Below are 26,478 nucleotides of genomic sequence, written 5' to 3' on the forward strand. Positions count from 1 at the left end.
TTCGCCATCGCCGTCGCACCATTCGGCCAGCAGTTCTTCCGTCAGCGGCACGCTGTGGCCCAGGCGCAGAATCTGCGACAGCAGGCGGCGGGCGAGGGTCTTCTCCTGGCTGGCCACCGCGAAGTACGCGCCGGCGGGGGTGGCCATCGGGTAGAGCCTGTCTTTCAGTTTCAAAGTGCCGTCCATCTCATGCCTCCAGGCCCGGGTCCAGCGAATACAACAGCGCCAGCACCAGCTGCTTGACGTCCTCGCGGCGGCGGCAATCCACCTCGAACACTGGGGGCCGCATGCCGAAGCGGGCCAGCAGCAGCGCGTAGGATTCGACGTCCGGCTCGCGCTTGAGGTCGGTCTTGCTGATGCCTATCACCAGCGGCGCCTGGCGCAATAGCGGCTGGAACGCTTTCAGGAAAAACTGCAAGTCCTTGACCGGATTGGGGCGGGTGTTGTCCAGCAGCAGCACCAGGCCGATGCCGCCGCGGCTGACGATCTCCCACATGAAGTCGAAGCGTTCCTGGCCGGGCGTGCCGTACAGGTGCACCTTGCAGTCCTGGTCCAGCTGCAACAGGCCGTAATCCAGGGCGACGGTGGTTTCCCCTTTGCGTTGCAGCGTCATGTCGGAAGCCGCCGCGTCGGTGCGCACCGGTTCGATGTCGCTGATCGCGGCGATGGCGGTGGTTTTGCCGGCGCCTACCGGTCCGGCGAAGATGATCTTGTTGTCTGGGCTTGGCATGGCGTGAGAGTCCTGATGGCTTACAGGCCGGTAATCTTGCGCAGCAGCCGGGACAGCAGGCCGCGGCGCGAGGCGTCGGGCGCGGCTTCCGGCTGGGGAGGCTGGCCGCGCACGGGCGGGGAGGCGATGACGCCCAGCTTCCCTTCTTGTGGGATGTCCAGCGCGCCTATGCAGTGCGCCGCCGCGAGGAAGGCGAACAAGTCGGCCGGGGCGATGCGCAGCAAGCGCGCGATGACCCGCAGGTTGACCGTGCTCCGGCACAGCAGCGCGCTGACGCGCAGCGCGTCTGGAATCGGCGCCAGGCGGGTCAGATTGGGCCAGTGGCGCAGGCGCAGCGGGGTGTCAGCCTGGATCTGGCGGATCAGGCGGCCGCGCGCGCTCCAGATCGCCAGTTGCCACAATAGCGGCTTCAACGGGCAAACCGGGGCCTCGGCGGGCAGCGGGGGGCGGGGCAGCGGCGTCGGCTGGATGGCTGCGGCGTCGATCTGGCAAATCTCGCGCAGCCGCGCTGCGCCGCATAGTGGCCGCGCTTCGTTGCGGCTGCCCAGGATGGCGACGATGGGTTCGCCGTCGGCCAGGATCAGCGCGTCCTGGCGCTGGCGTTGCAGCAGGCAGGCTTGGCCCAGCAGTCCGCTAGCGGGGTCAAAGCGTTCGATAACCGCTGGCCGCGCGGGCCGGGCGCTTGGCTTGGGCGGCGGCGCGGTGGGCGGCGACCAGGCCGTATCCGCAACGGGTTTTTCCTGTAGCTCGCGCAGCAGCGGAAAAAGCTGTTCGACGCGCAAGGGTTTTTTCAGGATGGCGGCCGGGGCGCGCTCCGGCGGGGCGGCGGAAACGATGGCGGCGGGCAGTCGGGGGTGCGCCTGGCGGAAGCGCTGCCACAGCGGCCAGCCTTCGCCGTCGATATCCACCAGGGCAAGGTCGGGCTGGGCATCGGCGGCGTCGACGGCCAGCCGGTAACCGAGCGCCGCGTGCATGCGGAAAGCCAGCCGCAGCAACGCCAGCTTGCGCTCGTCCATGCCGGCTGTCAGCACGGTCACCGGCGCGGAAACGGGACGGAGCAGGCGGCAGGCGTCAAGCGGCAAGTCCACGATGCCGCCGCTCCTGCATGGCCTGGACGAAGGCGCTCAAGGTCAAAGTGATTTCGCCGGGCGGTTGCCGGCCATCGTCCTTCAGCCGGCGCAGCAGCCAGGTGAAGCGCGGCAGATCGTCCAGCCGTTCGTACAGCTGCAGCAGCGGCGGGTATAGCGCTGCGTCGTCGGGGCGGCACAGGATGGCCTGCTCCAGCACGCGTGTCGCTTGATCCACTTGGCCGTAGTCGAGATAGCGCTCGGCCTCGCGCAGCGGGTCAGGGTTGTCGTCGCCGCCTGGTCCGGCGCGCCGCTCCACCAGCTGCAGGCACGGTTTGGACGTGGGCGCCCTCAACGGGCTATAACCCGCCTGGCGGCCGATTCTTTCCAGCTCGGGGCGGTCGGGGTCGGTCGCCAGTTGTTTCAGCATCGGATGGCTGCCGATGATCAAGCCGGCATGCACCAACTGCTGCTTCAGACGGGCGCCGTAAGGCCCCAGCGCCAAGTGGAATTGCCACAACGTCCGGCAATAGCCGTCCAGGTCGCGTTGCCGGTAGTGAACATACAAGGCGTCCAGCCGGTGCGACAGCGAGCCGGGCCGCAGCCGCAGAATGGTTTCCAGCACCGGCAGGGCGTGGCGGAAATCCTGGCTTGACAGCAGGATGCGCGCCTGGCGTTCGGCCGGCAGCAGGCTGGAGACGATGTCGCGCTCCATGGCGTCTAGCGACGCCAGCGGCCGGCATCCGTCCACCAGCGGCACCGGCGTCAGCGGCGCGCCCTGGCCGGTTGGGGCCGCTTCAGGTTCTGGTTCGGGCACGGCCAGGGCTTGCAGCGTGATTTCCTCGATGCCGTCGCCCAGCGCCGCGGCGATGTCCGCCATGCCGAGGCCGAGGCGCTGCTCTGCCAGCAGCCTCAGCTCAAGATTGTTGAAGTCGCGGCGCAGCCCTTGCAGCACGGCATCCTCCAGTTGCGCCCGGTCCAGCAAGGCCTGGTCGTGCATGCTGCGCAGCGTTTCGGCGTAGTCGTGGATGTGGTCCAGCTGCAGGTACAGTTCGGCCAGGCGCTGCAAGTGTCGCCTGGAATGCCCTGCATAGTGTTCGACATAGCCGCGCAAAGCCTGGGCGGCGTTTTCCAGCTGGCCGAACTGAATGAAGACTTCCACCTCGGTCAGCGCATCGACGGCGCCCACTTCGTAGTCCGGCGCATTTTCCGTCTGGGCTAGGGGAGTCTGTTCGGGCATGCCGGCGTAGGGCGGGGCGGCATGCGTCGTCTGCATGGCGGCGTTTGCCGGCGAGATGCGGCGCAGACGGGGCAGCGACATCAACATGATGGCGATCGCGCCGGCCAGCGCCGCCAGTGCCAGCCAGCCGCTCCGGGCATGGGCGAACACCAGGTCGGTCCAGTACGCGGCGCTCATGGCAGCGGCTCATGTTTTTGCCGCAGCGCGTAGTCGTCGCTGCTGAGCAGGTCGGTGCCGCATTCCAGCCGCTCGAACCAGTCGAGGAAGCGCTTGACCATGTTCTTGCCTTGGTACGAGCCGCCGTGCTGCGGCACCAGCCATTCGATGTCGAGCTGGCGCACCATTTCCACCCACAGCCGGCAAGCCTTGTTATTGCTCATGTAGCGGCGGTGGAAGCCCTCCATATGGCTCTCGCGCAGGTGGCGCTCGAAGTCCTGCACCGGCAAGCCGGCTTCGCGGCCGTCCATCAGCGAGGCGCCGATATCGCCGGAAAACAGGATTTTGCTGAGCGGGTCGTAAATCTGGAAAAAGCCCACGGTGTGCAGGTAGTGCGCCGGCACGATGCGCAGTTCGCAGCCGCCCAGCTTCAGCAGCATGCCTTGCGGCGGAATGGCGATCAGCCGCCCTTCGGTGACGCCGCGCACGCAGAAGTGCGGCAGGAAGCGCACCCACTCTTCGGCGATGATGATCTTGGCGTCGGTGATCAGCAGCCAGCCGTTGGCGGAGGCGACAATGTCCGGATCCTGGTGCGAAGCGAAGATGTAGCGGGTATGGGACGGCAGGAAGTATTCGGCCATCTCCGCCAGCAGATGCTTGTAGGTGAGATTGCCGCCGGGGTCGAGCAGGATGCCTTCGCCCTGGTCGATGATGGCGAACTGATTGGCCTGGATGCCGTCGCCCTGCACCAGTTCGGTGAAGGCGACGCACTTGTGATTGCCGTCGTCGTAAAGCACCTGCGCCATGATGACCTCTGCCTGCGTAACGGGTTCCTCGCCTGGGGCGAGCGTGACGTTGGGATATTAGGCGGTCTTGGTGGGGGCGGGCTTGATTGAAATCAATATGTCATAAACGGCGTAGGGCGAAAAAAAAGAGCCCCATGTGGGGCTCTGAATTGCACCTTCGCTCAGGTGATCGAAACGCGAGCCGCAATGCGGCTGGCCATTCGATCGCGTCCGGCTCGCTGGCTCCTTGGAGTTGGCGAACTGACGAGGCCATTATGCTGACGAGCGGGGTGGGGGAGTAGCATGATTGTTGATGGCTTATGTGACGGCATGTAATGAAAAAGGCATTTTCTTAACACTTTAGAAAACAATTTGTCTGGATTGTTCCAGTGCGGCGCCTGCCATCATTTTACGTTTATGATGTCGCTTTGCATGACAAGCAGGAGAGGCCGCTTTGACTACGCAGTTTCCGGTGATAGACCGCCGCGTCATCAGCATGCGCTGGGGAGACATGGATGCGGTGGGGCATTTGAACAATACCTATTATTTCCGCTATCTGGAGCAGGTGCGCATCGAGTGGCTGCAATCGCTCGGTTACGGCATCGAGCCGGATGCGATCGGCCCGGTGCTGGCCAGCACCAGCTGCACTTTTCGCAAGCAGCTGACCTATCCCGCCACGCTGGACATCACCATCGAGCTGGAAAAACTGGGGCGCAGCAGCTTGAAGCTGCGCCACCACTTCTACCGGCAGGATGATCCCGGCACGGTATACGCCAGTGCCGAGGTCATGCTGGTGTGGGTAGACTACAAGGCCGAAAAATCCGTGCCGATTCCGGACCCGATCCGCGAGGCCATCCTGCAGGCCGCGCCGCAAGCCTGAACTCAGCTTTCATCCAGCGCCAGCTTGCGGCGGATCAAGTCGCGCAACAGGAAGCGGCTGGGGTGCACGGCCTGCATCAGGTCCGCCGGCAGCGGCGCCGGTTCGTCTTCCAACAGCGCGGCCAGGATTTCGCCGGATAGCGGCGCAGTGATCATGCCGCGCGAGCCATGGGCGGCGTTGACATACAGTCCGGCGGTCCACGGGCAGTCCGTTTCCGGCTGCAGCGTGGCGTCGTGCGCCAGTTCGCGGTAAGCGCGCACAAAATCGCGCCGGGTGACGACGGGGCCGATCAGCGGCAAGTAGTCCGGGCTGGTGCAGCGGAAGGCGGCGCGGCCGGCGATGGCTTGAGGCGACTGGCCCAGCGCGGCATGCAAAGCCGGCGCCAGTTCGGCCAGCATCGCCAGGTTCTCCGCGTGCTCCTCTTCGCGCACGGTCAGGTTGTCCGTGTCGAACTTGAAAGTGGCGCCCAGGCAGTGGCGGCCCTGGCGCGCCGGCGAGATGTAGCCTTCGCCACACAGCACGGTGCGCAGGGCGGCGCTGTCCTCGGTGGCGGCCACCTCGCTGACCTGGCCGCGTATCTTCTTTAAGGGCAGGTGGCTGGTGGGATCGAACTGGGCGGTTTCCGCCGAGGCGGCCAGCACCACGACAGAGGCCGCGGCCAGCGGGCCTTCGGCGTCGCTGACGGTCCAGCAACCCTCTGCGGGATTGTGGCTCAGCTCCAGCGCGCTGCGGCCGATGCGGTGCGTGATATTGGGATGCGTTGCCAACTGGCGCACTAGCGCCGGCGGATGCACCCAGCCGCCCTGCGGGAAGAACAATCCGCCGCTGGGCAAGGGCATGCCCGCCAGTTCGCCTGCCTCGGCCTGGTCCAGCTTGCGCATGATCTCAAGCGGCAGGCCCAGCGCGGTCAGCGCCTGCTGTTTTTCCGATTCTTTGGCATCGTAAGCCAACTGCAGCACGCCGCAGGCCGCCCAGTCTTTGCCATCCTTGGGCAGCTGCGTGGCCAGGGTGCGCAGGCTGTAGGCGTAGCCGGACAGCACCAGTTGCGTCAGCGGCGTCATGTGCGGCGACAGTTTGGTGTACAGCACGCCTTGCGGATTGCCGGAGGCGGCGCCGGCCAGTCGCGGCAGCCGTTCGATCACGGTGACCTGCCAGCCGCGCACGGCCAGGCTGTGCGCGGTGGCCGCGCCGGCGATGCCGCCGCCGATGACAATGGCGCTGCGCTCGCGCCGGCGTTGCGGCGGCCGCGCATACCAAGGGGGCTGCCAGCCCGCGGTCGGCGGCTGGGCGATCCAGCCATGGCTGATGTGGCGTTTGCGGCCGTGGCCGGGGGCTTTTTTCACCTCGAAGCCGGCTTCTGCCAAGCCGCGACGCACTACGCCGGCGCTGGTGAAGGTGGCGAAGCTGGCACCAGGCGCGGACAGCCGCGCCATCTGCCGGAACAGCTCCGGCTGCCACATGTCCGGGTTCTTGGCGGGGGCGAAACCGTCCAGAAACCAGGCGTCGATGCGGGCGTCCAGCCGAGGCAGCGCGTCCAGCACGTCGCCCACCATCAGCGTCAGCGTGACGCGGCCACCGGCTAGCAGGAAGCGGTGCCAGCCCGGCGCCAGCGTGTCGTACTGCGCCAGCAGTTGCGCGGACCAGGGGGCCAGCTCGGGCCATAGCGCCAGCGCCTGGGACAGATCCCGCGGCGTCAGCGGATACTTCTCCGCGCTGACGAAATGCAGCCTGGCATCGGCCGGCGCCAAGGCCTCGAATTGCTGCCAAGCGCAAAGAAAATTCAAACCCGTGCCGAATCCGGTTTCGGCGATGACGAAGCGCCCATGCGGCGGCAGCGCGGCGAAGCGTTCTTCCAGCTGGTTGTGCTTCAAAAAGACATGGCGGGTTTCCTCGAGTCCGGAATCGCGCGAGAAATACACGTCGCCGAAGGCGATGGAAAACGGTTGTCCGTCATGCCAGTCCAGTTGGGCAGGCGCGGTCGCGCCATGGTGAGGTGAGCTTGTCATCTGCTGCGATGCCGCCTGGCGGAGGCGGGCGAAGGTTGATCCGGGACCGGATTGTCGCATGGCTCATACACCGGGGCCAGTCTTGAAGACGCTAGTTGCGCACGACAGGCCTGTCGCGTCATCAATATGTCATGATGCGATGTCGTGGATCGCCGCGCGGCCGATTTTGTCTCATCCGCGGCATTCAAGATGTGAACGCATGTAATAAGATGAACAAACGACGAGCCGCGACAGCGGCGCGTCCATACAACGATTTGCCAGCTCCGGCGAGCGACCGGCGCGGCCCACGCATGACCCGCGGCCGGAACGGCGGCTGGCGGATCGGGGGAGTAGTGATGAAGCGAGCGATGAGCATTGGCGGCCGTCTGGTGTTGACCCAGACGCTGCTGATGGTGGTGGTGGCCTGCGCCATCATGTACCCCTTGTATCTGTTCAGTCAGAAGATGCTGCTGGAGCGCACCCAGAAAGTGCAGAGCCAGCTGCTGGAACAGTCTTTGAACATGGTGGATGGTTTCAATGAATCCCTGAAGATATCCACGCGCCAATTCGAGAAGGTGTTCCTGGCGGAATTTCCCAGCGGCTTCAGCCTGAAGCCGGCGCAGAGGGTGACGGTGGCCGGCGTGGCGACGCCGACCTTGCAGATGGGCAATACGGTGATCAATGGCAATAACCAGATGGTCGATCACTTCTCCACCGTCAGCGGCAATGTCGCGTCCATCTTCGTGCGCGACGGCGACGACTTTGTGCGCATCGCCACCACCTTGTTGATGGAGAACGGCAACCGCGCCATGGGCAGCAAGCTGGATCCGGCCAGCGCGGCCTATGCAAAGCTGAAGTCCGGCGACGGCTATATTGGCCTGGCCAGTCTATACGGCAAGGATTACGTCACCAGCTACAGCCCAATCAAGGACAGCGAGGGCAAGGTGATCGGCGCCACTTTCGTCGGCGTCGGCGCGACGGAGGGCATCGCCAGCCTCTTGGTGCGGCTGGGCAAGGTCAAACTCGAAGAAAGCGGCCACATCGATGTGATCGACATCAATCCCGCCTCCCCCAACTACGGCCGCTATCTGCTGCATCCCAAGCTGAACGGACGCGCCATAGACAAATCCGTGGATGCGAATGGGCAACCGTATCTGCGCGATATCCTGAAGGCGGGCAGCGGAAATTTCTCGGTGCGTCTGCCGACGGAAACCGGCAGCGCTGCCCATATGCTGTCTTACGCCACCTTTGGCCCATGGAACTGGCTGCTGGTCAGCGACGAGAGCGAGTCCGAGCTGCAGCGCGAAAACCGCATGTTGACGGTCTGGCTGGCGGCGGGCTGCGGCATTTTGCTGTTGGTGCTCGCTCTGGGGTCGTGGTTGGTGACGCGGGTGCTGGTGACGCGGCCGGTGCGCCGGCTGGTGACCGAAGTGGCCGCCATTCAGGACAACCACGATCTGCAGTACCGCCTGCCGATGGAGCGGCGCGACGAGGTCGGCGAGGTGGCCGACGCGTTGAACGGCCTGCTCGATAGTTTTCAGCAGGCCTTGAACCGCACCGGCCAGCACGCCGAGAACCTGGACCATGCGGCGCGCGACTTGTCGCAGAAGGCCAGCGCGGCGGCGGCCTCGTCCGGCGAGCAACGCAGCAGCGCCCAGCAGATGGCGCAGCATGCCGACCTGCTGATCGCCGGCGTGCAGCAGATAGAAGAAGTGGCGGCGCAGGCCAGCGAGGTGGCGCAAGCGTCCAGCGAAGCGGCGCAAAACGGCAGCGCCAGCCTGGTGGCGGCGGTGGACGAGGTCAATCGCATCTCCGCTACGCTGGACAATGCCGCCGACAGCCTGCAGGCCCTGGAAAACAATGCCCGCCAGATCAGCGACATCGTCAATGTGATTCACGACATCGCCGACCAGACCAATCTGCTGGCCTTGAATGCGGCCATCGAAGCGGCGCGCGCCGGCGAGATGGGGCGCGGCTTTGCCGTGGTGGCGGACGAGGTGAGGAAGCTGGCGGAACGCACCAGCCAGTCCACCCGCCAGATCAGCGAGATGATCAGCGCCATGCAGCAGGCCACGATGCAGGCGGTGCAAGCGATGCGGCAGTCGGTCAGCTGCGCGTCGGAAGGCGCGTCCATCACCGCCAGTGCGCGCCAGGCCATGGCCTCCATCGTCGCCGACGCCGAGCGCTCGATGGCCGTGGTCGCCGCCATCAATCAGGAACTGGCCACCCAGCGGCAGACCGTGGCGAGCATTGCCGAACAGATCGCCCAAGTGGCTCAACTGGCTGAAGCCAATAACGAGGCGGCAGAGCGTTCCGCCGATACGGCGGGGGAAATGACGCAGCTGGCCGATTCGCTGAAGCGGGAGGTGAGGGTGTTCCGCACTTGATGACGCAATGCGGCAAAGTGTGATGGCGCGCTCTTGAAATGGTTATCCTCGCCCCCCAAATGAAGAACATCGACAAGTTTCAGGGAGGCGCGGACCATGCGATTCGACAAGCTGACTACCAAATTCCAGCAGGTGCTGGGGGATGCCCAGAGCCTGGCCGTGGCAAACGACAACCCCTATATCGAGCCGCAGCATCTGCTGCGGGCGATGCTGGATGACGGCGAAGGCGGCGTCGGCGGCCTGCTGGCTCGCGCCGGCGTCAACGTGCCGGGGCTGAAAGCCGCGCTGAAGCTGGCCGTGGAGCGTCTGCCGCGGGTGCAGGGGCATGGCGGCGAGGTCACGGTGTCGCGCGACCTTTCCAATCTGCTGAATGTCACCGACAAGATCGCGATGAAGCTGGGCGATGAATTCATCGCCAGCGAGTTGTTCCTGTCCGCGTTGTCCCAGGACAAGGGCGAGACCGGCCGTTTGCTGAAAGAGCACGGCGGCAGCCACGCTTCCATCCAGGCCGCCATCGACGCGGTGCGCGGCGGCGAAAACGTGCAGAGCGCCGACGCCGAAGGCCAGCGCGAAGCCTTGAAGAAATACACGATGGACCTGACCGAGCGCGCGCGCCAAGGCAAGCTCGATCCGGTGATCGGCCGAGATGATGAAATCCGTCGCGCCATCCAGGTGCTGCAACGCCGCACCAAGAACAATCCGGTGCTGATCGGCGAGCCGGGCGTGGGCAAGACTGCCATCGTAGAGGGCCTGGCGCAGCGCATCGTCAACGGCGAAGTGCCGGAAAGCCTGAAGAACAAGCGCCTGTTGGTGCTGGACCTGGCAGCCTTGATCGCCGGCGCCAAGTTCCGCGGCGAATTCGAAGAACGGCTGAAGGCGGTGCTGAACGATCTGGCCAAAGACGACGGCCAGACCCTGATCTTCATCGACGAAATCCATACCCTGGTGGGCGCGGGCAAGGCCGAAGGCGCGATGGACGCCGGCAATATGCTCAAGCCGGCGCTGGCGCGCGGCGAGCTGCACTGCATCGGCGCCACCACGCTGGACGAATACCGCAAGTACATTGAGAAGGACGCGGCGCTGGAACGTCGTTTCCAAAAGGTGCTGGTGGGCGAGCCGTCGGTGGAGGACACCATCGCCATCCTGCGCGGCTTGCAGGAAAAATATGAAATCCACCACGGCGTGGACATCACCGACCCGGCCATCGTCGCCGCGGCGGAATTGAGCCAGCGCTACATCACCGACCGCTTCCTGCCGGACAAGGCCATCGATCTGATCGACGAGGCCGCGTCCAAGATCAAGATGGAGCTGGATTCCAAGCCGGAGGCGATGGACAAGCTTGATCGCAGGCTGATCCAGCTGAAAATCGAGCGCGAGGCGGTGAAGCGCGAGAGCGACGAAGCGTCGCAAAAGCGCTTGAAGCTGATCGAAGACGAGATTGCCGATCTGTCGCGCGAGTATGCGGACCTGGAAGAGATTTGGAAGGCTGAGAAAGCCGCCCAGCAAGGCACGCAGAGCATCAAGGAGGAAATCGACCGCCTGAAGGTGGAGATGGAAGACCTCAAGCGCAAGGGCGATTGGCAGAAGCTGGCCGAGTTGCAATACGGCAAGCTGCCGCAACTGGAAGCGCTCCTCAAGGACGCGGAAGCGGCCGGCGACGCGGGCGAGAGCAAGCCCAACCGCTTGCTGCGTACCCAGGTGGGCGCGGAAGAGATTGCCGAGGTGATCAGCCGCGCCACCGGCATTCCGGTGTCCAAGATGCTGACCGGCGAGCGCGAGAAGCTGCTGCGCATGGAAGACGTGCTGCACCAGCGCGTGGTGGGGCAGGACGAAGCGGTGACCGCGGTGGCCGACGCCATCCGCCGCTCGCGTTCCGGCCTGGCCGACCCGAACAAACCGTATGGTTCGTTCCTGTTTCTAGGGCCGACCGGCGTCGGCAAGACCGAGCTGTGCAAGACGCTGGCAGGCTTCCTGTTCGACAGCGAGGAGCATCTGATTCGCATCGACATGTCCGAGTACATGGAGAAACACTCCGTGGCTCGCCTGATCGGCGCGCCGCCGGGCTACGTCGGTTACGAGGAAGGCGGTTACCTAACCGAGCAGGTGCGCCGCAAGCCATACAGCGTGATCCTGCTGGACGAGGTGGAAAAAGCCCATCCGGACGTGTTCAATGTGTTGCTGCAGGTGCTGGACGACGGCCGGCTGACCGATGGCCAGGGACGCACCGTGGACTTCAAGAACACGGTGATCGTGATGACGTCCAATATCGGCAGCCAGCAAATACAGGCCATGGCCACCGACGATTATCAAGTGATCAAGCTGGCGGTGATGGCGGAAGTGAAGACGCACTTCCGGCCGGAATTCATCAACCGCATCGACGAGGTGGTGGTGTTCCACGGCCTGGACGAGAAGCATATCCAGTCCATCGCCCGCATCCAGCTGAAGAGTCTAGAGGCGCGCTTGGCCAAGCTCGACTTGAATTTGCAGATCAGCGATGAAGCCTTGGCGCTGTTGTCTGAGGCCGGCTTCGACCCGGTTTACGGCGCGCGTCCGTTGAAGCGCGCCATCCAGTCGGAGCTGGAAAACCCGCTGGCCAAGGCCATTCTGGCGGGCAAGTATCCGCCTAAGTCCACGGTGCTGGTGGGCGCGCGCAACGAACAGCTGGTGTTCGATTGAGCCTGATGGCGTGGATTGAGTGAGAAAACCGCCTGCGATGTATGTCGCAGGCGGTTTTGTTTTATCGGCAGCTCAGTCCAGCGTGGCCGGTTCCACCACGATGCCGGCGCGCAGGCCCGGTTTGACTTTCGGGTTGGGGAACAGGATGCGCTCCGCGCCGCCGGCCGCCACGTAGCGCGTGTCGCCATCGTCGGCAATCAGCATGCCGTCCGGCAGTTCGGTGAAGTTTTCCACGCTATCGGCCAGATGCAGGCAGAAAGACTCGCTGTGCTTGACCAGATCGTACTTGGCGCGGAATAGCGGCAGGCTTGGCGCGTCCAGCGGCGCGATGGCGGCGTCGGGCGTGGATAGCAGTTTGCGCAAGGCTTGGTCTATGCCGGCAAAGCGCGCCAGATCGTTTTGGCCGAACGGTCTGGCCTTGCCCAGTTCCAGCGTGAAGGCGTCCGCCGCGCAGTGGCGGCTGGTGAAGTAGCTGAAGGTATTGGCCGGCTGGCTATGCAGCAGCACCGCCTCGATGCCGCATTGCTGCAGCCAGGCAAGTTGTTCGCGGCTGTGGCTGCGCTCGTGCAGATAGGGATAGATGGCGAACTTCTCGAACACTGAGCCGCGGATGGCGGTGTGCAGGTCATAGTGCAGCCTGCGCTTGCGCGCTGCATGGAAGAAGCCGGCGGCCAGAGTCTCCAGTTGCGCTGCGCGTTGTGACTCGGCTAGTTCTGGTTGCGCGCGATGCGCGCCGTTGAACAGGCGGTTCATGTCGTACTGGCTGTAGCGCGCGCCGTCGCGGATCGCCTGCGGATTGGCGAATATCACCAGCAGCCTGCAATTCAGGGCAAGCCGTCCGGCGGCCAGATCGTAGAGTATGCCGTCCACCACTTCGATCGGCGCCGTTTCGTTGCCGTGCACGCCGCAGGATAGCAACACCGAATCGGCATCGTCCGGCGCGCCGTCTAGCTGCACGCAGCCGGGGGCGAGCCAGCGCGCGCAAAGGCCATTGGGCAAGTTCCAGCTGGGGTGGGTGGGATTGGCGGCGAGGGCGTGCTGCAAGAAGCGGCTCATGGTGCGTGTGCTGTGCGGAGGGTAGATGGTCATTCGATTGTAAGCGCGATGCCATTGGCGCGTCATGCTGCAGGCCGGCGCGAGGGGCGGCAAGGTGTTGCGAATTTGACGAAAAACTTTGTTTGAAGCGGAAAATGTTTACGGTGAAACTATCTGCTGAAAAATGCCGAATGTCATGGCTGGGCGGGGGCTGAGCCTGCAATCCTTTGTTTTGTCAGCATGGATTTTTTCCCGGGCAAACCCTAATTGCCACAGGGTTGCGCGCCGAGCGCGGGCCGCTGTGCCGCCGCGAGATTTTTTTTACTTGTCAATCAGCCTGATGTTGCTACAATCCGCGCTCGTTTGCGCTGTGCAACAACTACAATTCACTCTGTTTCGCTCCGACATCCCAGGCCCACATAAAAGCTGTAGAGCCCGAAAGCCGTGCACTAAGGAGCGGGGTTATCCATCATAAGTTCTGAGAGGAAAACTCATGGCTTGGTCTGTGGCTGATAGCCGGAGCCTGTATGGCATCCGGCATTGGGGGGCTGGTTATTTCGATGTCGGGGACAACGGCAATATCGTCGTGAGTCCCAATGCGCGCCAGCATAAGGAAATTGATCTGTACCGGCTGGTGCATGATCTGGGTGCCAAGGGCCTGGACCTGCCGCTGCTGGTCCGCTTCCCGGACATCCTGCAGGATCGCGTCGCCCGCCTGTGCGGCGCTTTCGACAAGGCGATTTCGGAGCAGGGCTATGGCAACCGCTATACCGCCATCTATCCGATCAAGGTGAACCAGCAGGAGGCGGTGGTCAAGAGCATCATCGCCACGCCCGACGTCTCCATCGGCCTGGAAGCCGGCTCCAAGCCGGAACTGATGGCCGTGCTGGCGCTGGCGCCCAAGGGCTGCACCATCGTCTGCAATGGCTACAAAGACCGCGAGTTCATCCGTCTGGCGCTGATCGGCGAACGCCTGGGCCATCAGGTTTTCATCGTTATCGAAAAAGAATCGGAAGTCGATCTGGTGATCGAGGAGTCGCGCAAGCTGGGCATCAAGCCCAATATCGGCCTGCGCGTGCGTCTGTCGTCCCTGGCGTCCAGCAAGTGGTCCGACACCGGCGGCGAAAAGGGCAAGTTCGGCCTGTCGGCCGGCCAACTGATTTCCGCCACCGACAAGCTGGCCGCTGCCGATCTGTCTGAGTGCGTGCGGCTGATGCATTTCCACATGGGTTCGCAGATCGCCAATATCGGCGATTACCGCATCGGCTTCCGCGAAGCCATCCGCTACTTCGCCGAATTGCGCGCCCTGGGCATGCCGGTGGATCATGTCGATGTCGGCGGCGGCCTCGGCGTCGATTACGACGGCACCCACTCGCGCAACGACAGCTCGATCAACTACGACATGGACGAATACGCCCGCGTGATCGTCTCCATGCTGGCCGAGTTCTGCGACGAGAACGGCATCCCGCATCCGCGCATCCTGTCCGAGTCCGGCCGCGCCATGACCGCGCACCATGCCGTGCTGCTGATGAACGTGACCGACGTCGAGCGCCTGCCGGATGCCGTGGACCCGATCGACAACATCGATGAGCTGTCCCGCCCGCTGCGCAAGCTGGTCGGCTTGGCCAGCCTCAATGACGAAGAGCTGGTCACCGAAATCTACTACCGCGCCAGCCACTATGTATCGGAAGTGGGCGAAATGTATGCCGAAGGCCGTTTGTCGCTGAAGGAAAAGGCGCTGGCCGAGGATGTGCACGCCGCGTTGTGCCGCCGTCTGCACAATCAGCTGCAGGCCAGCCAGCGTTCGCAGCGCCAAGTGTATGACGAGCTGACGGATCGCCTGGCCGACAAATACTTCTGCAACTTCTCGGTGTTTCAGAGCCTGCCGGATACCTGGGCCATCGACCAGGTGCTGCCCATCATGCCGCTGCATCGCCTGGCCGAGCAGCCAACCCGCCGCGCGGTGCTGCAGGACCTGACCTGCGACTCCGACGGCAAGCTGAAGCAGTATGTCGACCAGCAGAGCATCGAGTCCAGCATGTCGGTGCATGAGGTGAAGCAGGGCGATGAATACCTGATCGCGGTGTTCTTGGTGGGCGCCTATCAGGAAATCCTGGGCGACATGCACAATCTGTTCGGCGATACCGACTCGGTGAACGTATACGTCCGCGCGGGCGGCGAGCTGGAGATTTCCGGCATCGAAGAGCATGACACCATCGAGGACATGCTGCGCTACGTGCACCTGTCGCCGGAAGATCTGCTGAACCGTTACGAGGCCAAAACGCGCGAGTGCGATCTGAGCGCTGAAGAGCGCAGCCAGTTCTTCGCCGAGTTCTGCCGCGGTTTGAAGCAGTCGTCCTACTTGTCTGTTTGATCTGAAAATCAGGGTTAAAAAGAAAGCCGGGCATTAGCCCGGCTTTTTTCATGTCTGGCTTGGACGCCGCGGATAAGGTCAATCGGCGTCGTTTGGGCGCGCCTATTTCTCTTCGGCAGGAACGAAGTACAGGCTCGGCCCCTCAATGCCGGGCAGCTCCAGCAGGCGGTCGTAGCGCAGGCCAAGCTTCTCCAGCACGCGGATCGATCCCTGATTGTGCGGCGCGGTAATGCCGACGACAACGCCGATGTTCAGGACGTCGCGCGCGTGGTCCAGGCAGGCCGCGCCGGCCTCGCAGGCATAGCCTCGGCCCCAGTGGCGTTCGAGGAAGGCGTAGCCGATGTCCGGGTGCGGCAGGCAATCGCGTTTGACCAGGCCGCAGATGCCGACCGGCGTGGCGTCGTCCGACAACTCCACCAGCAGCAGGCCATGGCCATGCTGTTGATAGCTGGCTTGCGGGCCTTTCGCAATGTATTGGCGAGCGCCGTCCAGATCGCGCACATCCTTGTCGCCGATGTTGGCGATAAAGGCGGGTTCGTTCAGTAGCTCCAGGATGAACGGGGCGTCCTGTTCCTGAAGCGGACGCAGGCGGAGGCGGGGCGTTTCGATATCAAGTGCGTGCACGGGGTATTCTTGCGTATAGGTTCGGGTTCAGTGTGCCAGCATGTCGACACGGATGCCAGTGCGAAAAAACGGCCATGGCGGAGTGCCATGGCCGCATTTTCTCAGGCGGTGCGGATCAGCATTCCACGATGTTGACCGGCACCTCGATCACATTGATCGCCAGGCCGCCGCGGGCGGTTTCCTTGTACTTGGTGCTCATGTCCATGCCGGTGTCGCGCATGGTCTTGATCACGCGGTCCAGCGACACGAAATGCTGGCCGTCGCCGCGCAGCGCCATGCGCACCGCGTTGATCGCCTTGACCGAGGCCATGGCGTTGCGCTCGATGCACGGCACTTGCACCAGGCCGCCGACCGGATCGCAGGTCAGGCCCAGGTTGTGTTCCATGCCGATCTCGGCCGCGTTTTCCACCTGCTCGGGCGTGCCGCCCATCACTTCGCACAAGGCGCCGGCCGCCATGGAGCAGGCGGAGCCCACCTCGCCCTGACAGCCTACCTCGGCGCCGGAGATCGACGCGTTCAGCTTGAACAGGATGCCGATGGCGCCGGCTGTCAGCAGGAAGCGGACGATGCCGTCATCGTTGGCGCCCGGCACGAAGCGGGCGTAGTAGTGCATCACGGCCGGGATGATGCCGGCCGCGCCGTTGGTGGGCGCGGTGACCACGCGGCCGCCGGCGGCGTTTTCTTCATTGACCGCCAGCGCGTACAGATTGACCCAGTCCATCACCGTCAGCGGGTCGCGCATGGCGGCTTCCGGTGTGGCGAGCAGCTTGCGGTGCATATCGGCGGCGCGGCGTTTTACCTTCATGCCGCCCGGCAGAATGCCGTCGCGGTCGCAGCCGCGCTTGACGCAGGCCTGCATCACGTTCCAGATGTTCAACAGCCCGGCGCGCACTTCTTCTTCGCTGCGCCAGGCCAGTTCGTTTTCCAGCATGATCTGGCTGATGCTCTTGCCGTGGCGCTGGCACAGCGCCAACAGCTCGGCCGCGCTCTTGAACGGGTGCTTCAATTCGGTGACGCCCGGCGGGACGAAGCCGGCGTCGATGGCCGCCTCATCGACCACGAAACCGCCGCCGACGGAGTAGTAGGCGCGCTTGGACAGGCTTTGGCCATCGGCGGCGAAGGCTTCGAAGATCATGCCGTTGGGGTGGTAGGGCAGGGTCTTCTTCTTATGCAGCACCAGATGCTCGCCTTCGATGAAATCGATCTCACGCTTGCCCAGCAACTTCAGTTTGCGCTGCTCGCGGATGGCGGCCAGCATGCCGTCCACCGCATCGGTATCGACCAGATCCGGCTGCTCGCCTTGCAGGCCCAGCAACACCGCCACATCCGTGCCGTGGCCTTTGCCGGTGGCGCCTAGCGAGCCGAACATCTCGGCGTTGACGCGGAAGGTAGCGTCCAGCAAGCCGTCCTTCTCCAGGCGGCTGATGAATTGGCGGGCTGCGCGCATCGGTCCCACGGTATGGGAGCTGGACGGGCCGATGCCGATCTTGAACAGGTCGAAAACACTGATTGCCATGGTAATGCTTCTCTAAGGGAAAGTCCCGGATCGGGTCCGGGTTGTTGTCGGGCGCCGCGGGGCGTCGCTTAATATGTATTGTAATGGTTGCTGAGACGGGCGCAGTAGGCAATGGGTCCAGCTTTATCGTCGGCAGATTAACCTAGAGCGCCATCCAGTACCACCCTGCCAAGAATATGGTCTTATTTGGAATATGTCTTTGTTTTTTTAGGCGCTTGGCGCAGCGCTTTGCTGATGGCCGGCGCACATCGGCATGGGTGCCAAGTCTGGCTTTGAAATAACCAAAGTTTGCGCCTTCCGCCACGCATCGGGTTATGGCTTAAGCCAGTGCGTGCGGAAAAACTTTGTACAGGTTCTTGGTAAGCGGGGGCAAGGATGTTGGTCCGCTTGCGGCTTGGCGGCGAGCAGGATTGCTGTTTCATTTGCTATGGTTAAACGACTATCGTTCAGGCATTCAATGCGCATTGGGTTGGCGCGTATTGGCCTGTTCTTTTCGAAACCTGAAGAGGGGCGGCGATGAAATCCTACGCAGCAGAGTTTCTGGGTACTTTCTGGCTGGTGCTGGGCGGCTGCGGCAGCGCGGTGCTGGCGGCGGCGTTTCCCAATGTGGGCATTGGCTTTGCGGGCGTGGCGCTGGCTTTTGGCCTGACTGTGGTGACCATGGCTTACGCTATCGGCCATATTTCCGGCTGCCATTTGAATCCGGCGGTGTCCATCGGGCTGTGGGCGGGCGGTCGTTTTCCCGCCAGGCAGCTCGGGCCGTACATCATGGCGCAGGTGCTGGGCGCGATTGCTGCGGCGGCGGTGCTGTACGTGATCGCCAGCGGGGCGGCCGGTTTCGATGTGGCCAAGGGTTTTGCGTCCAATGGCTATGGAGAGCACTCGCCGGGCGGCTATTCGCTGCTGGCGGCCTTGGTGTGCGAAGTGGTGATGACCATGTTTTTCCTCTTGGTCATCATGGGCGCCACCGACAAGCGCGCGCCAGCGGGTTTCGCGCCGCTGGCGATAGGCCTGGCGCTTACGCTGATCCATCTGATCAGCATTCCGGTCACCAATACTTCGGTCAATCCAGCGCGCAGCACAGGCGTGGCCTTGTTCGTCGGCGATTGGGCGGTGCGGCAGCTGTGGCTGTTCTGGCTGGCGCCTATCATAGGCGCGGCGCTGGGGGCGCGCGTGTATCGTTGGATTGCCGGCGAATCGGAGTAAGTTGTTCATCCACCAGGAAGGGCGGCAAGCGTCGCCCTTCGCCGATGTGGAACGATTACCGGATCCTGACAGCGCCATCTGCTGCCTAGCCGCCGCCGCGGCTCAGGATTGCCGCGTCAATCGATGGCCCGAGGCTGTAGTCGCCTATCTGCCAGACCCGGTCATGGCAAGCGTCCACCTCCGGTTGGTGAGAAACGCTGATGATCGTGCAATGAGGCAGCTCTGTGCGCAGCAACGCGTAGCAATGCTGCTGGTCGGGTAGATCCAGTGCCGAGGTGGCCTCGTCCAGCAGCAACCACTGCGGCCGGTGCAATAAGGCTCTGGCCAGGGCCAGGCGCTGCTGTTCGCCGGCGGATAGCCGGGTCGACCAATTGCAGTTTTCGTCCAGCTGCGGCGTCAAATGCGCCAGCCGGCACTGCGAGAGCACGAATGTCTGCTGCACCGTGGAAAAGGCATCGCTTGCCGCGGGGTAGCTGATGGCCTCCCGCAAGGTGCCAATTGGCAGATACGGCCGCTGCGGCAAGAACATCACTTTATTCACCGGCAGGGTGATACGGCCCTTTCCCCATGGCCAGATGCCGGCCAGCGTTTTTAGCAAAGTGCTTTTGCCGCTGCCGGATGCGCCCTTGAGCGCAATGCGCTCCCCAGCGGACGCCTGTAGATTGATGCCCTTCAGCAAGACCTGCCCATCCGGTAGCGACACGTCCAGGGCGCTGAGTCGAATTTCATCTCCAGGGTGCCGCGAGATTTGGCTATGCGCCAGCTCCTGCCGCGCTTGCTGTGCGGCGCGCTGAAAAGAGGACAAGCGTTCGATATTGGCTTTCCACGATGCCAGGATCTCATAGGCGTTCACCATCCAGCTCAAGGCGCCCTGCACCTGGGCGAATGCCGAAATGGCCTGCATCAGGCCGCCCAGCGCGAACTTGCCGACAAAATAGCCTGGCGCGCATACCAGCATCGGAAAAATCACGGCCAATTGCGCGTAGCCGGCGCGCGCCCCGTTCAAGCGCCATTCCGCGCCTATCAGCAGGCGCCAGTTGGCGCAGATGGCTTGAAAGCGACGGTTGAGCGCGCTGCGCTCGACATCCTCGCCGCCGCTCAGCGCCACCGCCTGGGCATGCTCGCGCAGCCGTACCGAGGCATAGCGAAAATCCGCTTCGCGCCGCTCGCCTTCCATATTGAGGCGCGACAGTCGGCGGCCAAGCGCATGCATCAGCCCGCTTCCCAGCAGCGCATAGGCCAGCGCAACCCAGACCAGATAGCCGGGAAGGCTGACGTTCCAGCCAATCCGCGCCAGACTCAGCGGGCCGGACAGCTGCCAGAGTAGGCCGACGAAGCAGGCCAGGGTGGCCAGATTGCGGATCAATTCAAAACCGAGATTCAAGGATGTCGCGGTCAGCGCCTTCAGGTCCTCGGCTATGCGCTGATCGGGGTTGTCCGTGCCATAGGCTTTCAACTCCAGCAGGCAATATGCCCGGCCCTCCAGCCATTGCCCAAGATAAAAATCGGTCAACCACCGCCGCCAGCGCAGATTCAGCATGGCTGTCAGGTAAGACATCAGCACCGCGCAGCCAATGAAGCCGAAGGCCAGCGCGGCGAATACTTGCAGCAGCTGGAGGAAGCGCTCCCAGTCGTGTTGTTGCAAGGCATTGAAGAAGTCGCCATTCCACTGATTGAGCAAGACATTGCAGTAGACCATGGCGATGTTCAAAACCGTGATCGCCAGCAGCAGCGCCCATGCCATCCATCTGTCTTCCGAACGCCAATATGGCGCCGCCAAGGTCAGGAACTTGGCGATCAGTCCCTTGCTGGCTGTGCCTCGCGCTGGTTGTTCATTCATGCCAAACCTCAATTCTTGCCGTCCGAGCCATCCCTGTGCCCAGACATCCTCTACAAACCGCGAGATGGGTTGTCCACTCGCACGCAGCGAGGACTGTATTGGAAATAAAAATTACTGTAAAACAATAATTTTTACTTGTTATACGTTCATTTTTTGTTTGATACAAAGAAGGTCGCCGCCATGACAAGCCTGGCTTGGCTTTCGGCGTTTTGTGGCGGGGAAGGACGGCGGGGGCGGGGTGTGACGGAAGCGCCACAGTGGAAAAGTTAAACTTGCGCAGCAATAAATTATCGTTTAACAATAAAAATAGATGACCGGGTGACACAATAAACGCCCTTGGGCGACGTTCCATCGGCACCGCTTCGCAACAACACTAAGGACAAGCGATGAATTCTTCGCGATTAAGCCGCTACTGCGCCGTCATGGCCTGCGTCACCTTTCTTGGCATTTGCGCCATGCTGCTGTTTCATCTCTTGCTGTGGCTGTTTCCCAAAGCCATCCTGGATGCCGGCTTGAGCATCACCATCGATACCAGCCAGAGTTTTTATGGACTGCACAACTTCAACCTGCTGGACGTGCCGCTTTGGCAGCGGATAGGCGGCGCAGTCATATCCTGCGTTCCCTTGCTGGTGCTGGCCCAGGGCTTGAATGCGCTGCGGCGCTTGTTCCGCTTGTACGCCCAGGGCGAGTACTTCTCTGAGCGCTCCGCGTCCTTGCTGGCTAAGGTCGGCTCCAGGGTTGCGCTGTGGGTGTTGGCCGAGATTCTGGTCCAGCCGTTGATGGGGCTGTGGCTGACCATGATGCAGCCTGCCGGGCATCGCCAGATTACTTTCGGCATGGATAGCGGCAACTTGGAGAGTTTGTTTATCGCCGCGGTGGTCATGGTGATTGCGCGCATTCAGCAGGAAGGCGTGGCTTTGGCGCGCGAGAACAAGCAATTCATCTGAAGAAAGCATCCTGTGCCCATAAAAATCAACCTGGACGTGCTACTTGTTCAGCGCAAAGTCAAATCCAAGGATCTTGCCCACGCCATCGGCATCACGGAACAGAATCTGTCATTGCTGAAGCAGGGAAAGATCAAAGGCTTCCGTTTTTCAACGCTGGAGGCGATCTGCAGGCACCTGAACTGCCAGCCTGGAGATTTGTTGCAATACATTCCACCGGCCCCGGGCGAAGAAGGCGCTTCCGATGAGGAGGCTGGGTTTTAGGCTTGGAATGACCAGCTTTGTTGTATGGCTTGGGCTTGCGCAAAGATGATCCCGCCGCTTCTGCTTGGAAAAGATGCAAACAGGATTTAGCAAAAAAGCACGAGTCAAGTCTCCTGGAGTTCCACCGCAGGATAGCTCTGAGGAATGCGCGCCTATCTTGAGTGAGGGCTTGGGCTGCGCAGCCAAACAGGCGTTGCGGCTGCCATCGTTTTCAGATGCTACTCATGATCATGCACTGCCGGCCAGCTATCGTCGTATACCAGATCAGCCAGGCTTTGGCGATGTGCCCAGTTTTCCTGCTCCAGCATGGGTTTTTCATAGAATGCTTCTACGTGCCCTAGGCATAGTATCGCCACCGGCCGCGCGCCGGCCGGCATGGCCAGCAGGGCGACGAGCTTGTCCGGGTCGAAGATGGACACCCAGCCAAGGCCCAGGCCCTCGGCGCGCGCGGCCAGCCACATGTTCTGAATGGCGCAGGCCACCGAGGCCAAGTCCATCTCCGGCAGCGTGCGGCGGCCGAACACGTGGCGCTCGCGGCCGTCCATCAAGGCAGCCACCAGCACTTCGCCACAATCCAGCACGCCCTCCACCTTCAGCTTCATGAATGCGTCTTCGCGCTCGCCCAGCGCGCGGGCGGTCTGCACGCGCTCTTCCTCCACCAGCGCGTGCAGTTGTTGGCGCAGCTCGGAGTTGCGGATGCGGATGAAGCGCCAGGGCTGCATGAAGCCGACGCTGGGTGCTAAGTGGGCGGCTTCCAGCAGCCGTTGCAGGATTTCGGGATCGACCGGATCTGGCTTGAAGTGGCGCATGTCGCGGCGTTCGCGGATGGCGCGGTAGACGGCGTCAATGTCGGCTTGCGGATATCGGTTCATGGCAGGAACAGGCTCGCGGTAGCTAAGGGGTTGGAGGGGAAGTAGGCGTGGAAATAGCTGGCCAGCAGGCTGCCTTGTTGGTATAGCGCTTCTCCCGCGCCTGCGCCGCTGGCCCTGTGGGCATGGCAAGTAGGGGCGAGCGGCGTTTCCAGCCGGGTGTAGTGGAAGGTATGGCCGCGCAGCGCGCCGCCGGGAAAGTCCATTTGCTGCAGGCCCAACCCGCACAGCCGCTCTTGCAGCGTGGCGTGGCCGGGCAGCAGCCCCAGCATCGCCACGCTGCCGCCCTCGAGGTTGGTCAGCTTGTCCAGCAGGTAGAGCATGCCGCCGCACTCGGCGTACAGCGGTTTGCCGGCCTCAATGTGCGCATGCAGCGCCGCTTTCAGCGCCGCGTTGGCAGACAGCGTGCCCAGATGCAGCTCCGGGTAGCCGCCGGGCAGGTAGATGGCGTCGCAGTCCGGCAGCGCGGCGTCGGCCAGCGGCGAGAAGAAGGCCAATTCCGCGCTTAGTTGGACCAGCGTTTCGAGGTTTGCCGGATAGACGAAGGCGAAGGCGGCGTCGCGGGCGATGGCGATGCGCTTGCCGGCTAGCAGCGGCGGCATCTCGGCTAGTTCTATGGCCGGAAACGCGATCGGCGGCGGCAGCTCGGCCAGCGCGGTGGCCGCGATCTGCGCCGCGGCGCGGTCGAGGCGGGCGTCCAGATCGGCGATTTCCTGCGCCTGCACCAGGCCCAGATGGCGCTCCGGCAGCCGAACCGCCTCGTCGCGGCGCAGTGCGGCCAACAGCGGCAGCTGGGCGGGCAACTGCTGGGCCAGCATCTCGGCATGGCGCTCGCTAGCGACGTGATTGGCGACCAAACCGTGCAAGACCAGGCCGGGACGGAAGCTGGCCAAGCCGTGGGCGACGGCGGCGAAGGTCTGCGCCATGCCGGCGGCGTCTATCACCGCGACCAGCGGCACGCCCAGCAACTCGGCCAGGTCGGCGCTGCTGGGGGTGCCGTCGAACAGGCCCATGCTGCCCTCGATCAGGATCAGGTCCGCTTCCGCCGCGGCCTGATGCAGCCGGGCGCGGCAGTCGTCCTCGCCGTTCATCCACAGGTCCAGGCCGTAGACGGTGTGGCCGCTGGCCTGCTCCAGGATGTAGGGGTCGAGAAAGTCCGGGCCGGTCTTGAACACCCGCACCCCGCGGCCCTGCTTGCGGTGGTGGCGGGCCAGCGCCGCCGTCAGCGTGGTCTTGCCCTGGTGCGAGGCGGGCGCGGTGAGAAACAGCGCCGGGCAGTGGCGGGTTTCCATCTCAGAATTCCACGCCCTGTTGCGCCTTGATGCCCTGTTCGCGGTAGGGGTGTTTGACCAGCCGCATTTCGGTCACCAGGTCCGCCGCTTCGATCAGCGCTTCCGGAGCGTGGCGGCCGGTGACCACCACGTGCTGCATCGCCGGCCGCGCGGCGAAGGCAGCCAGCACCTCGTCCAGCTGCAGGTATTCGTACTTCAGCACCACGTTCAATTCGTCCAGAATCACCATGTCGTAGTCCTCGCTTGCCAGCATGGCCTGCGCCTGTTCCCAGCCCTTGCGCGCGGTGGCGATGTCGGCCTCGCGGTCCTGGGTGTTCCAGGTATAGCCTTCTCCCATGGTGTGGAAGTCGCAGTTGTCGAAGCCGCCCAGCAGATCGCGCTCGGCGGTGTGCAGCGCGCCTTTGATGAACTGCACCACGCCCAGGCGCATGCCGTGGCCGACGGCGCGCAGGCCCATGCCGAAGGCGGCGCTGCTCTTGCCCTTGCCGGTGCCGGTGTTGACGATGAGCAGGCCCTTCTCGCCGGTGGCGGCGGCCTTTTTCTTCTCGAAGCCCGCCTTGCGCTTCTCGGTCATGCGCTGGTGGGAGGCCGGGTCGGTTTTCATTGTGTCGTCCTTGCGTGTGGGGCGCGCGCCGTCAGCGGCGCAGCAGCCAGATGAAGAAGGCGCCGCCGACGGCGGCGGTGCCGACGCCGACCGGGATGTCTTCCGGCGCGATCAGCGTGCGCGCGGCGGCGTCCACCCAGATCAGAAACAGCGCGCCCAACAGCGCGCAGGCCGGCAGCAGGCGGCGGTGGTCGGCCCCGACGCAGCGGCGGGCGATGTGAGGGATCATCAAGCCGACGAAGCCTATCGCCCCGCTGACCGCGACCATGGCGCCGGTCAGCAGCGACGAGGCGGCGAACACCGCCAGCCGCAGCCGGGTCACGCGGATGCCCAGGGTGACCGCGGTCTGCTCGCCGGCCATCAGCGCGTTCAGCGGCCGCGCCACCGCCAGCAGCGCGACGAGGCCCAGGCACAGCGCGGCCAGCGGCGCCGGCAGCAGCTCCCAGCGCGCCTGGCCCAGGCCGCCCAGCATCCAGAACAGCACCGCTGAGGCCGAACGATGATCGCCTAGATACAGCATCAGATTGGCCAGCGCCATCAGCAGGAAGGACACGGCCACGCCGGCCAGCAGCAGACGTTCGGCCTGCAGCCGGCGCTGGCGCACGGCGATGCCGGCGACCAGCAGGGTGGCCAGCAAGGCGCCGGCGAAGGCGGCCAGCGGCAGCGTGGCGCCGCCCAGCGCATTGCCGCTGAACAGCAGCACCGTCACCGCGCCCAGCGTGGCGCCGGAGCTGACGCCCAGCAGGTGCGGGTCGGCCAGCTGGTTGCGGGTGGTGGCCTGCAGCGCCGCGCCCACCAGCGCCAGGCCGGCGCCGACCATGCCGCCCAGCAGCACGCGCGGCAGCCTAAGCTGCCAGATGATCAGGTCCTGGCCCGGCTGCCAGGCCGGCGCCACCGGCAGGCCCAACTGGTGCAGCAGCACATTGGAGCTGACGGCGAACGCCACCGGCGCGGCACCCAGGCCGGAAGCCAGCGGCAGCGACAGCGCCAGCAGGGCTAGCAAGGCGCCCAGCAGCGGCCAGGCCGGCGGACGATTGACGGCGGCGCGGATCACTTGGCGAAGGCCTCCGGGTGCAGGCCGCGCGCCAGCGTCGCCACCGCGTCGGCATTGGCGATGCCGGGCGTCGCGCTGTCATAGGGCAGCACGATGAAGCGCTTGTCGCGCACCGCCGCCATCTTGTTCAGCGCCGGGTGTTTCTGCAGGAAGGCGATCTTCTGCTGCGCGGTGACCTTGCCGTAATCGACGATGACAATGGCCTGAGGATTGCGCGCCACCACGGTTTCCCAATCCACGCGCGTCCAGCTGGCGTTGACGTCGCTGAGGATGTTGCGGCCGCCGGCGGCCTGGATCAGCGCATCGGGCATCGCCAGCCGGCCGGCGCTGAAGGGGCGATCCTCGCCGCTGTCGTAGACGAAGACCGGGGGCGTGGCCTTGCGCTTGGCGACGCGGGCGGCCACGCCGTCCACCTTGGCGCGCATGTCGGCCACCACTTTTTGCGCGCGCGGCTCCACGTCGAAGATGCGGCCTAGGGTGTTGATGTCGCGGTAGACATCGTCAAGGCTCGCCGCCGGGCGCTTCATCACGTGGGCGCAGGATTCGCTGAGCTCGTAGACATGGATGCCCAAGGGCGCCAGCGAGGCCGGCGTCACCGGACCGCCGACGCGCAGGCCGTAATTCCAGCCGGCGAAGAAGAAGTCGGCGCGGCTGGCCAGCAGCGCTTCCGATGACGGATAGTCGCCGGCCAGCTCAGGCAGCGTGCCCAGCGCCTGCTTCAGCGGCGCGTTCAGCTTGTTCCAGGCGCTGATGCCGGTGTAGCCGGCCATGCGGCTTTGCAGGCCCAGCGCCACCATCATCTCGGTGAGGTTGATGTCGTGGCTGACCGCGCGCTGCGGCGCGCGCTGGAAGGTGACCTTGCGGTTGCAGCTGTCCACCGTGAGCGGGTAGCGGGTGGCGTGGACTTGGGCGGACAGCAGCGCGGCCAGGCCGCAGGCGATGAGCAAAGG

The 26,478-nt window shown here is 64.0% G+C and carries 21 protein-coding genes and 1 pseudogene; 7 read left to right on the top strand and 15 right to left on the bottom strand.

The window, feature by feature from the left end; genetic code table 11:
* The 5 genes and pseudogenes from C2134_RS13325 to C2134_RS13345 form a co-directional block, all read right to left on the bottom strand.
* A pseudogene (locus C2134_RS13325) lies at window positions 1-186 on the bottom strand (peptidase M23); the annotation flags it as partial.
* A gap of 1 nt (window position 187) precedes the next feature.
* The gene (locus tag C2134_RS13330; protein WP_103320669.1) at window positions 188-730 is read right to left on the bottom strand and encodes a GTP-binding protein; all 543 of its coding nucleotides are present in this window, start codon (window positions 728-730) and stop codon (window positions 188-190) included.
* A 20-nt stretch (window positions 731-750) separates the two neighbouring features.
* Window positions 751-1,818 (bottom strand): hypothetical protein, encoded by a 1,068-nt coding sequence (locus tag C2134_RS13335; protein ID WP_103320670.1) that lies wholly within the window; start codon window positions 1,816-1,818, stop codon window positions 751-753.
* On the bottom strand, window positions 1,802-3,214 hold the full coding sequence (locus C2134_RS13340) for a type IV pilus assembly protein FimV (RefSeq protein WP_103320671.1): 1,413 nt from the start codon (window positions 3,212-3,214) through the stop codon (window positions 1,802-1,804). Before C2134_RS13340 ends, C2134_RS13335 begins: the two co-directional genes overlap by 17 nt.
* Window positions 3,211-3,999, bottom strand: a complete 789-nt coding sequence (locus tag C2134_RS13345) for an oxygen-binding di-iron domain-containing protein (RefSeq protein ID WP_103320672.1) — start codon at window positions 3,997-3,999, stop codon at window positions 3,211-3,213. Before C2134_RS13345 ends, C2134_RS13340 begins: the two co-directional genes overlap by 4 nt.
* Before the next feature lie 433 nt (window positions 4,000-4,432).
* Here C2134_RS13345 and C2134_RS13350 point away from each other — a divergent pair, with 433 nt between their 5' ends.
* Window positions 4,433-4,858 (top strand): acyl-CoA thioesterase, encoded by a 426-nt coding sequence (locus C2134_RS13350; RefSeq protein WP_103320673.1) that lies wholly within the window; start codon window positions 4,433-4,435, stop codon window positions 4,856-4,858.
* Between the two features lie 2 nt (window positions 4,859-4,860).
* Here the strand turns inward: C2134_RS13350 and mnmC are convergent, their stop codons facing one another.
* Window positions 4,861-6,864, bottom strand: a complete 2,004-nt coding sequence (gene mnmC / locus C2134_RS13355) for a bifunctional tRNA (5-methylaminomethyl-2-thiouridine)(34)-methyltransferase MnmC2/FAD-dependent 5-carboxymethylaminomethyl-2-thiouridine(34) oxidoreductase MnmC1 (RefSeq protein ID WP_103320674.1) — start codon at window positions 6,862-6,864, stop codon at window positions 4,861-4,863.
* A gap of 335 nt (window positions 6,865-7,199) precedes the next feature.
* Here mnmC and C2134_RS13360 point away from each other — a divergent pair, with 335 nt between their 5' ends.
* The gene (locus C2134_RS13360) at window positions 7,200-9,230 is read left to right on the top strand and encodes a methyl-accepting chemotaxis protein (RefSeq protein WP_158248771.1); all 2,031 of its coding nucleotides are present in this window, start codon (window positions 7,200-7,202) and stop codon (window positions 9,228-9,230) included.
* A gap of 96 nt (window positions 9,231-9,326) precedes the next feature.
* Window positions 9,327-11,906, top strand: a complete 2,580-nt coding sequence (gene clpB / locus C2134_RS13365; protein WP_103320676.1) for an ATP-dependent chaperone ClpB — start codon at window positions 9,327-9,329, stop codon at window positions 11,904-11,906.
* 72 nt (window positions 11,907-11,978) lie between these two features.
* Here clpB and astE read toward each other — a convergent pair whose 3' ends face one another.
* Complete coding sequence (gene astE / locus C2134_RS13370; RefSeq protein ID WP_103320677.1) at window positions 11,979-12,962, bottom strand: succinylglutamate desuccinylase; 984 nt, start codon at window positions 12,960-12,962, stop codon at window positions 11,979-11,981.
* Window positions 12,963-13,434: 472 nt separating this feature from the next.
* Here astE and speA point away from each other — a divergent pair, with 472 nt between their 5' ends.
* Window positions 13,435-15,315 (top strand): arginine decarboxylase, encoded by a 1,881-nt coding sequence (speA, locus tag C2134_RS13375; RefSeq protein WP_103320678.1) that lies wholly within the window; start codon window positions 13,435-13,437, stop codon window positions 15,313-15,315.
* 102 nt (window positions 15,316-15,417) lie between these two features.
* Here the strand turns inward: speA and C2134_RS13380 are convergent, their stop codons facing one another.
* Window positions 15,418-15,939 (bottom strand): GNAT family N-acetyltransferase, encoded by a 522-nt coding sequence (locus tag C2134_RS13380; RefSeq protein ID WP_103320679.1) that lies wholly within the window; start codon window positions 15,937-15,939, stop codon window positions 15,418-15,420.
* A 115-nt stretch (window positions 15,940-16,054) separates the two neighbouring features.
* Window positions 16,055-17,455 (bottom strand): L-serine ammonia-lyase, encoded by a 1,401-nt coding sequence (locus C2134_RS13385; protein WP_103320680.1) that lies wholly within the window; start codon window positions 17,453-17,455, stop codon window positions 16,055-16,057.
* A 516-nt stretch (window positions 17,456-17,971) separates the two neighbouring features.
* Here C2134_RS13385 and aqpZ point away from each other — a divergent pair.
* Window positions 17,972-18,661 carry an aquaporin Z gene (gene aqpZ / locus C2134_RS13390; protein WP_103320681.1) on the top strand — a complete coding sequence of 230 codons (690 nt, stop codon included), beginning with the start codon at window positions 17,972-17,974 and terminating at the stop codon, window positions 18,659-18,661.
* A gap of 85 nt (window positions 18,662-18,746) precedes the next feature.
* On the opposite strand, the gene C2134_RS13395 is transcribed toward aqpZ, so the two are convergent.
* The gene (locus C2134_RS13395; protein ID WP_103320682.1) at window positions 18,747-20,501 is read right to left on the bottom strand and encodes an ABC transporter ATP-binding protein/permease; all 1,755 of its coding nucleotides are present in this window, start codon (window positions 20,499-20,501) and stop codon (window positions 18,747-18,749) included.
* Between the two features lie 386 nt (window positions 20,502-20,887).
* Here C2134_RS13395 and C2134_RS13400 point away from each other — a divergent pair, with 386 nt between their 5' ends.
* Both C2134_RS13400 and C2134_RS13405 read left to right on the top strand, forming a co-directional pair.
* Entirely contained in the window at window positions 20,888-21,448 is a 561-nt protein-coding gene (locus C2134_RS13400) for a DUF2975 domain-containing protein (RefSeq protein ID WP_103320683.1), read from the top strand.
* Between the two features lie 12 nt (window positions 21,449-21,460).
* Window positions 21,461-21,709, top strand: coding sequence for a helix-turn-helix domain-containing protein (locus C2134_RS13405; protein WP_103320684.1), 249 nt, complete (start codon window positions 21,461-21,463; stop codon window positions 21,707-21,709).
* Window positions 21,710-21,927: 218 nt separating this feature from the next.
* Here the strand turns inward: C2134_RS13405 and bluB are convergent, their stop codons facing one another.
* From bluB to C2134_RS13430, 5 genes are all read right to left on the bottom strand, one after another.
* Window positions 21,928-22,581, bottom strand: a complete 654-nt coding sequence (gene bluB, locus C2134_RS13410; protein ID WP_103320685.1) for a 5,6-dimethylbenzimidazole synthase — start codon at window positions 22,579-22,581, stop codon at window positions 21,928-21,930.
* Window positions 22,578-23,870: a cobyrinic acid a,c-diamide synthase CobB gene (locus C2134_RS13415; protein WP_103320686.1), complete on the bottom strand. Its 1,293-nt coding sequence runs from the start codon at window positions 23,868-23,870 to the stop codon at window positions 22,578-22,580. Before C2134_RS13415 ends, bluB begins: the two co-directional genes overlap by 4 nt.
* A 1-nt stretch (window position 23,871) precedes the next feature.
* On the bottom strand, window positions 23,872-24,474 hold the full coding sequence (cobO, locus tag C2134_RS13420) for a cob(I)yrinic acid a,c-diamide adenosyltransferase (RefSeq protein WP_103320687.1): 603 nt from the start codon (window positions 24,472-24,474) through the stop codon (window positions 23,872-23,874).
* Between the two features lie 31 nt (window positions 24,475-24,505).
* Complete coding sequence (locus tag C2134_RS13425; RefSeq protein ID WP_233196445.1) at window positions 24,506-25,528, bottom strand: FecCD family ABC transporter permease; 1,023 nt, start codon at window positions 25,526-25,528, stop codon at window positions 24,506-24,508.
* Window positions 25,525-26,478, bottom strand: a 954-nt coding sequence (locus tag C2134_RS13430; protein ID WP_103320715.1) for an ABC transporter substrate-binding protein, incomplete at its 5' end; no start/stop codon positions are given. The genes C2134_RS13425 and C2134_RS13430, both read right to left, overlap by 4 nt.

The organism is Chromobacterium sinusclupearum (genome assembly GCF_002902845.1).
GTDB lineage: Bacteria > Pseudomonadota > Gammaproteobacteria > Burkholderiales > Chromobacteriaceae > Chromobacterium > Chromobacterium sinusclupearum.

What these genes read in the sequence shown, in the direction of transcription:
- C2134_RS13400 (WP_103320683.1), top strand. Translation starts at nt 20,888, where the DNA reads ATGAATTCTTCGCGATTAAGCCGCTACTGCGCCGTCATGGCCTGCGTC.
- speA (WP_103320678.1), top strand. Translation starts at nt 13,435, where the DNA reads ATGGCTTGGTCTGTGGCTGATAGCCGGAGCCTGTATGGCATCCGGCAT.
- C2134_RS13330 (WP_103320669.1), bottom strand. Translation starts at nt 730, where the DNA reads ATGCCAAGCCCAGACAACAAGATCATCTTCGCCGGACCGGTAGGCGCC.
- C2134_RS13385 (WP_103320680.1), bottom strand. Translation starts at nt 17,455, where the DNA reads ATGGCAATCAGTGTTTTCGACCTGTTCAAGATCGGCATCGGCCCGTCC.
- aqpZ (WP_103320681.1), top strand. Translation starts at nt 17,972, where the DNA reads ATGAAATCCTACGCAGCAGAGTTTCTGGGTACTTTCTGGCTGGTGCTG.
- astE (WP_103320677.1), bottom strand. Translation starts at nt 12,962, where the DNA reads ATGAGCCGCTTCTTGCAGCACGCCCTCGCCGCCAATCCCACCCACCCC.
- mnmC (WP_103320674.1), bottom strand. Translation starts at nt 6,864, where the DNA reads ATGACAAGCTCACCTCACCATGGCGCGACCGCGCCTGCCCAACTGGAC.
- C2134_RS13395 (WP_103320682.1), bottom strand. Translation starts at nt 20,501, where the DNA reads ATGAATGAACAACCAGCGCGAGGCACAGCCAGCAAGGGACTGATCGCC.
- bluB (WP_103320685.1), bottom strand. Translation starts at nt 22,581, where the DNA reads ATGAACCGATATCCGCAAGCCGACATTGACGCCGTCTACCGCGCCATC.
- C2134_RS13340 (WP_103320671.1), bottom strand. Translation starts at nt 3,214, where the DNA reads ATGAGCGCCGCGTACTGGACCGACCTGGTGTTCGCCCATGCCCGGAGC.
- C2134_RS13415 (WP_103320686.1), bottom strand. Translation starts at nt 23,870, where the DNA reads ATGGAAACCCGCCACTGCCCGGCGCTGTTTCTCACCGCGCCCGCCTCG.
- C2134_RS13360 (WP_158248771.1), top strand. Translation starts at nt 7,200, where the DNA reads ATGAAGCGAGCGATGAGCATTGGCGGCCGTCTGGTGTTGACCCAGACG.
- clpB (WP_103320676.1), top strand. Translation starts at nt 9,327, where the DNA reads ATGCGATTCGACAAGCTGACTACCAAATTCCAGCAGGTGCTGGGGGAT.
- cobO (WP_103320687.1), bottom strand. Translation starts at nt 24,474, where the DNA reads ATGAAAACCGACCCGGCCTCCCACCAGCGCATGACCGAGAAGCGCAAG.
- C2134_RS13345 (WP_103320672.1), bottom strand. Translation starts at nt 3,999, where the DNA reads ATGGCGCAGGTGCTTTACGACGACGGCAATCACAAGTGCGTCGCCTTC.